General features: G+C 31.5%; 5 protein-coding genes. 1 reads left to right on the top strand and 4 read right to left on the bottom strand.

The genetic code is table 11. The features are described 5' to 3' along the window. Positions 1-187: 187 nt before the first annotated feature. Together serA and N2251_RS00455 are read right to left on the bottom strand one after the other, a co-directional pair. Positions 188-2,077, bottom strand: coding sequence for a phosphoglycerate dehydrogenase (serA, locus tag N2251_RS00460; protein WP_260584711.1), 1,890 nt, complete (start codon positions 2,075-2,077; stop codon positions 188-190). 99 nt (positions 2,078-2,176) lie between these two features. Beyond that, on the bottom strand, positions 2,177-2,989 hold the full coding sequence (locus N2251_RS00455; protein ID WP_260584710.1) for a UbiA prenyltransferase family protein: 813 nt from the start codon (positions 2,987-2,989) through the stop codon (positions 2,177-2,179). Positions 2,990-3,119: 130 nt separating this feature from the next. Here N2251_RS00455 and gcvP point away from each other — a divergent pair, with 130 nt between their 5' ends. Further along, positions 3,120-5,966, top strand: coding sequence for an aminomethyl-transferring glycine dehydrogenase (gcvP, locus tag N2251_RS00450; RefSeq protein ID WP_260584709.1), 2,847 nt, complete (start codon positions 3,120-3,122; stop codon positions 5,964-5,966). 67 nt (positions 5,967-6,033) lie between these two features. Here the strand turns inward: gcvP and N2251_RS00445 are convergent, their stop codons facing one another. Then, positions 6,034-6,318 carry a hypothetical protein gene (locus N2251_RS00445; RefSeq protein ID WP_260584708.1) on the bottom strand — a complete coding sequence of 95 codons (285 nt, stop codon included), beginning with the start codon at positions 6,316-6,318 and terminating at the stop codon, positions 6,034-6,036. Between the two features lie 232 nt (positions 6,319-6,550). Beyond that, the gene (locus tag N2251_RS00440) at positions 6,551-7,639 is read right to left on the bottom strand and encodes a class I SAM-dependent methyltransferase (RefSeq protein WP_260584707.1); all 1,089 of its coding nucleotides are present in this window, start codon (positions 7,637-7,639) and stop codon (positions 6,551-6,553) included. Between the last annotated feature and the right edge of the window lie 33 nt (positions 7,640-7,672).

Here is a 7,672-nt window from a genome sequence, read left to right as displayed (position 1 = left end):
ATTGACTAAATTGAATTTCTTGTTGTTGAACCAGCATCTATAAAAGCATTATTTTACTTTTTTAAGATACGAAAAAAGGAGTAAAAAGTTTTTACTTTCTACTCCTTTTAATTTAGTCTTGAGGACTTTTTCAGTGCCCTCAAATATTTACAAGGTTTTTTTATTTAATAATATCATAAAAAGAATCTTAATACAATACTCTAAACTTAATTGTTCCTTCTATTTTACGAAGTTCTGTAATTACATCTTCGTTATACTTTTTATCTACATCAGTAATTACATACCCAACTTTGGCGTCTGTTGATAAATACTGACCTGTAATATTTAACTCGTAATTTGCTAATTCCTTATTAATCTTAGCCATTACACCTGGTACATTTTTATGAATATGTAAAAATCGGTGTGCGTTATTTTGTCTTGGCAATCTTATATTCGGAAAATTTACTGCATCTACTGTATTTCCTGAATTTATATATGCCATAATTTTATTAGGTACAAAATCGGCAATATCTTTTTGAGCTTCTTCTGTACTTCCACCAACATGCGGAGTTAAAATTACATTATCTAAACCTTTTAACTGCGTAATAAAATCACCATTTTTTCTTGGCTCTTCAGGATATACATCCACAGCACAACCTGCAATTTTACCAGACTTTAAACCAGCAACCAACGCTTCAATATCTACCACAAATCCTCTAGATAAGTTTACTAAATGAACGCCGTCTTTCATTTGAGAAATTTCTTCTTTACCGATATAGTTTTTATTTGCAGCATTATCATCAACATGTAAGGTTACCACATCAGAAATGTTTAGTAATTCTTTTAATGTAGTAATTCTTGTTGCGTTTCCTAAGGCTAACTTATCTTCAACATCGTAATAATACACGTCCATTCCTAACGATTCTGCAAGTACAGATAGTTGTTTACCAATATTACCATAACCAACAATACCTAGTTTTTTACCACGAACTTCGCGAGAACCTTGCGCTGTTTTATTCCATTGTCCGTTATGAATTTCGGTACTTCTTTGAAAAACACTACGCATTAACATAATAATTTCGCCAATTGCTAATTCTACAACCGAACGTGTATTACTATAAGGAGCATTAAATACTACAACTCCGTTTTCTTTACAAGCATCTAAATTTATTTGCTTTGTACCAATACAAAATGCTGAAACAACCATTAATTTTTCGGCAGCTTCAATTACTTTTTTGGTTACTTGAGTTTTAGATCGAATTCCTAAAACGTGTACATCTTTAATTTTTTTTATCAATTCGTCTTCAGACAAACTTTTTGAAACAGTTTCTACTGAAAAACCATCAGCAGTTAATTTTGTAAACGCATCAGCATGTACGTTTTCTAATAATAAAATTTTAATTCTGTTCTTTGGATATGAGATATTTCTTGGCAAATCGTTTAGGTATAAAAATTCGTCTAAATTAGGTGTAATATGATCAGCATTGGCTACTGTTTTTTCTCTAGATATATTTTCGGTATAGGCAAAAAAAGTATCAGCAACACCTGCTTTTTTTGTTACCGCGTCACTGTATCCATCACCAATTACTTGTATTTCTCCTTGTAGGTTTAAGTTTTGTAAACATTCTATTTTTCCGTTATGTTTTGAGAGCGAGTTTTCAGCATCAAAACCAACAATTAAATCGTTTTCATCAAATTGAAAAGTATTAGCAAATACTCTTTCGGATGGAATATTATATTCAGCCACAATCGGATCTATAAATTCTTTAAATCCTGCTGAAATCACATAAATGTCATCAGAAAACTGCTCAAAAAACTCTTTGTTTCTTTCGATAGATGAGGAAACATGTTTTTTTAATTCAGTAATAAGAATTGGTAAATCTGCCTTTTTGGCTTTTAATAATTGAATGCGTTTTTCTAAAGATTGTGGAAAAGATATTTCTCCATCAATTCCTTGATTTGTTATTTCGACAATTTCTCTAATAACGGTTTCTTTCTTCGGATTTTTTTCTAAAGTAATCTCCGCTAAAACATCTAATGCTTCAACTCTTGTTAACGTACTATCAAAATCGAAAACGAAACTTCTTTTTGGTGCCATCGTACTTATATTATTGATAAGCAATCAAAAATACAAATCAAATTAATAAAAAAGGCAATAATCTTCGAAAAGGTTTGCGTTGTTTTATTAACAAAAACACTAAACTATTAACAATAATAACCACCAAATTATAGGAATCGACTCTATCAAAAAAGAACTATAATATTTTGCTTGTTGTTTTGAAGCTCTCATTAATAAAAACAATATTGCTACAAAAACTGTTAAAAACACTATTTTAAACTCTTGTTTTGATGCAATTATAAATTCAAAAACTAAGCAAAACATTAACAAAACATATCCTAGTTTTTTAGTTTGTTGTATCCCTATTTTTTTGGGGATGGTTTGTAGTGAAATTGCATCGTATTTTACATCTCTAATATCAAAAGGCAATATCAACACCATTACTAATAAAAAACGCTGCACTGCCATTATAAAAATTTTACTTGTAAATACTACTGCTGCATCAAAAACAGGAAGAAACACTGTTGCTCCAACCCAAACTAAGGCTACCACAACAATTTTTAAATAACCGATGCTTCTTAGGTTTTTTTGAAATCCACTAAAAAAAGGAACTGCATATAAAAACGTTAACAATCCGAAAGGTATAAAAAAAAGTAAGGTTTCTACATTTAGTCTACTTACATAAAAACACATCAACAAAAAACAACTTAAAGAAAAAAGTTGAATCACTCTTAAGTTCTTTGTCAAACTTCGATGATGCAATTTGGCTACTCCTGCATATTTTACAAAATTATAACCTGTAATTGTTGCAAAAAAAAGAAAAAAATCTAACGACTCATTATAACTCAAGCCAAGATAAAATTCAGTAATTCGCACAAAAGCATACACCGCTAAAGCAACATGAATACTAGCGTTTATGTAAAAATCAAGTAGTTTTTTAAAAAACTTCATTACACAAAAATAGTTTTTATGTTTATAACCCTAACATTTAGTTAATAAAATATCACTATTAACGAAAATTTATACCCTAAAAATTAGACAATTTCATTATTTTTGAGCCACTTAAAAACAACAACACAGAATGAACACAAATTCATTTCAACTAAGACATATTGGTCCACGTTTAAAGGATCATAAACAAATGCTAGAAACTATTAAAGCTGACAGCATAGAACAACTAATTTTCGAAACCATCCCCGATGATATTCGTCTTAAAAACAGATTAGATTTAGCTCCAGCAATGAGCGAATATGAATATTTAAATCATATTAACGAATTAGGTGCTAAAAATAAAGTTTTTAAAAGTTATATCGGTTTAGGATATCATGAGGCAATCGTACCCAGTGTTATTCAACGTAACATATTAGAAAATCCGGGTTGGTATACCGCTTATACTCCTTACCAAGCAGAAATTGCACAAGGTCGTTTAGAAGCCTTGTTAAATTACCAAACAATGGTTTGTGATTTAACAGGAATGGAATTAGCAAATGCTTCTTTATTAGATGAAGGAACTGCTGCTGCCGAGGCAATGGCTTTATTGTTTGATGTACGTGAACGTGCTCAGAAAAAAGCAGGCGTAAATAAATTTTTTATTTCTGAAGAGATTTTACCACAAACATTATCGGTTTTACAAACACGTGCCATTCCTATCGGAATTGAGTTAGTGATTGGAAACCATGAAGAATTTGACTTTTCTTCAGCATTTTTCGGTGCGATTATTCAATACCCAGGAAAACATGGTGTAGTTTGTGACTATACTGACTTTGTTGCAAACTGTAATGCAAAGAACATAAAAGTAGCCGTTGCTGCTGATATTTTATCATTAGTAAAATTAAAAACTCCTGCTGAATTTGGTGCTGCCGTTGTAGTAGGTACTACTCAGCGTTTCGGAATTCCGTTAGGTTATGGAGGACCTCACGCAGGTTATTTTGCAACAAAAGAAGCTTACAAACGTAGCCTTCCTGGTCGTGTTATTGGTGTTACTAAAGATGTTGACGGCGGTCGTGCTTTACGTATGGCATTGCAAACTAGAGAGCAACATATTAAACGCGAAAAAGCAACTTCTAATATTTGTACTGCACAAGTTTTATTAGCTGTTATGGCGGGTATGTATGCTGTTTATCACGGAAAAGATGGCTTACAGTACATTGCTGATAAAGTTCATGCTACTGCAAATACTTTAGCTACTGCTTTAGAAAGCTTAGGCTTTAAGCAAAAAAACAATGCTTATTTCGATACTATTTTAATTGAAGTTGAAGCAAGTAAATTGCGCCCTATTGCAGAAGCTAACAACATCAACTTTAACTATATTGATAATAATCATATTTCAATTTCTGTTAACGAGACTGTTAGCTTAAAAGAAATCAATGCAATTGTTGATTGTTTTGAACAAGCCTTTAATATTCAAGATATTACAATTACTGAATTTACTTCTTCGGATGTAATTCCTGCTAATATTAAAAGAAATACTTCATTTTTAGATAACGAAGTATTTAACACGTATCAATCAGAAACTGAAATGATGCGTTATATTAAAAAATTAGAACGTAAAGATTTAGCTTTAAATCACTCAATGATTTCTTTAGGATCATGTACTATGAAGTTAAATGCAGCTTCTGAAATGCTACCTTTAAGCAATCCTCAATGGGGAAATATTCACCCTTTTGTACCATTAAATCAAGCAGAAGGATATCAAACAGTTTTAAAAAATCTTGAAGATCAATTAAATGTAATTACTGGTTTTGCGGGTACTTCTTTACAACCAAATTCTGGTGCACAAGGAGAATTTGCTGGATTAATGGTTATTAGAGCTTATCACAAATCTAACAACGATGCTCATAGAAATATTTGTTTAATTCCTGCATCTGCCCACGGTACCAACCCTGCTTCTGCAGTTATGGCTGGAATGAAAGTAGTGGTTACCAAAACAGATGAAAGAGGAAATATTGATGTAGAAGATTTACGCGCTAAAGCTGAAAAACATAAAGATAATTTAGCTGCTTTAATGGTTACATACCCATCAACACATGGAGTATACGAAAAAGCCATTATGGAAATTACGCAAATTATTCACGATAACGGCGGTCAAGTTTATATGGACGGTGCAAATATGAATGCTCAAGTAGGATTGACAAATCCTGCAACGATTGGTGCTGATGTTTGTCACTTAAACTTACATAAAACTTTTGCTATTCCACATGGTGGTGGTGGTCCTGGAGTTGGCCCAATTTGTGTCGCTCCGCAACTAGTACCATTCTTACCAACAAACCCTATAGTTTCAACTGGAGGCGAAAACGCAATTACTGCAATTTCTGCTGCTCCTTGGGGATCTGCATTAGCTTGTTTAATTTCTTATGGATACATTACCATGTTAGGAGCTGATGGTTTAACCGATTCTACTCATAACGCCATCTTAAATGCAAATTACATTAAAGAGCGTTTACAAGAGCATTACCAAACATTATATTCTGGAGAAATGAACAGAGCTGCACATGAAATGATTTTAGATTGTCGTTCTTTTAAAGAAAATGGAATTGAAGTTGTTGATATTGCAAAACGTTTAATGGACTACGGTTTTCACGCTCCAACCGTTTCTTTTCCTGTTGCAGGAACCATTATGGTTGAGCCAACAGAATCTGAAAGTGTTGCTGAATTAGATCGTTTTTGCGATGCAATGATTGCTATCAGAAAAGAAATTACAAACGCGACTAAAGAAAATGCTAATAATCCTTTAAAAAATGCACCACATACACAAGAGATGTTAACTGCTGATGAATGGACTTTACCATATACTCGTAAGCAAGCGGCATTTCCTTTAGCATATATTGCTGACAATAAGTTTTGGCCTTCTGTTCGTAGAGTAGACGATGCTTTTGGTGATAGAAATTTAATTTGTTCTTGTAACCCTATTGAAGACTACATGGACTAAAAAGACAATATATCTTTTTACAATAATAAAAAATCCCACTCTTTATAAAGAGTGGGATTCTTTATTATTAAGCTACTGCAACAATATCACTAAACGGAACTACTGTTGTATTCTTAAGAATAATTGCTTTTTCAGAAACAGTCCAAATAGAGGCTTCTACTCTTTTTAATCCAGTATGGTCGGTAAAAAATATTTCGAATTTTTCTTTATTTAAATTTCTTAAAAAAAAGACTTTCCGTTGCCTTATAAATTCGTTTACCTGTTCTATTTTATGCTCTAACACATTAATTTTAGGAAACTCTAAAAGCTTACTTTGCTTTTCATCAAGGTTTGTTGATTTTTCTAAAAACATATTGTTGGGGAATTTGGGGGTTATCGTAACGTATAACGCTACTATCAATCCACAAATATACAATTTTTATTAACAAGTGTTAATAACTTATAAAATTAATTGTTAATAACTTTCACTTAAAATATTATTGAATTTATTAAACCTAATAATAGAAAATTAAATTCGTAAATAAAAATAACTTTTAGAAGTACACTAAAAAAGCTGCTTTTTGTTCTATTTAAATTCTCATATATTACGCTACACATTCATACACCACGAATTTTTTATTTTCAGCGACAATAATTACCTCTTTAAAGAGAATTTCTAGATGCGTTTTATAATTCAAATGCCTATTCGCTACCAACACGAAACGTCCGTTGGGTTTTAAACAATTTTTCACTCCTTTAAAAAGAGATAAAGCTACTTCTATATTATTTTCGTGTTCAAAATGAAAAGGCGGATTAGAAACTACTAAATCATAACTTTCCTTCGCTAAACCCTCTAAATTATCTCCACAAATAAACTGTGCTTTTCCCCCTTTTAAATTCAATTGAGAAGAAGCAATTGCTAAATTAAAATCATCAACTAAAGTCACCTCTGTATTAGAGTTTTGCAACACAACCTCACAAGCAATAATTCCGTTACCAGAAGCAACATCCAATACTTTAAGTTCATTGGGTTGCACTTTTAAATTTTCTAATAAAAATTGAGTACCAATATCAACCTTACCAGCAGAAAATACTCCGTAAAATTGACATAAGTCTTTCTTCCACTGTATTTCATTTATCAATTCTCTGTACTTAACTATTTTTTTAGGCTTTTTAAGAATTAATAAACGTGCCTTTTTCCAAGCCTTACTTTGGATTACTTCATCAAAATACTGTTCAGCAACTTTTAAAAATGACACTGAAAAGTATTTGGTCATAAAACCGCACACAACAATTGTTTGCTCCTCTGAAGCTTTATGAATCTGCTGTAAAAACAACTCAAATAATTCCAACGACTTCGGAACTTTTAATAACGCAAACGACACTTTATCTAAATCATCTAAAGGTGTTTTGTAAACACTATCTGAAACCAGGTTATTTAACTTTAAATTTTGGTTAATTGCTTTTTGCTGACTTGCATACGTCCAAACAGTGGTGAGGTTTTTATCATTTAAAACAGTATTAAAAACACCAAACCTATCATTATACAAATGAATATTAGCTATCTTTTTATCCGAAATATAATCAAGAATTAACAACTCCGCATTACTCCAGGCACGCAAAGACTTATCATCGGTTTTCGGATAGCGCTCTAATTGATATTCTGTTGAATTAAACTCTAATTTTGTTTCCAATACTCTTTTATTTTGAAAATATTATTCCTAATA

The organism is Tenacibaculum haliotis (genome assembly GCF_025215075.1).
In the GTDB taxonomy this organism is placed as follows: Bacteria; Bacteroidota; Bacteroidia; order Flavobacteriales; family Flavobacteriaceae; genus Polaribacter; species Polaribacter haliotis_B.
Note: the sequence above shows the minus strand (reverse complement) of the source record. Positions and strands in the feature narration are given on the sequence as shown.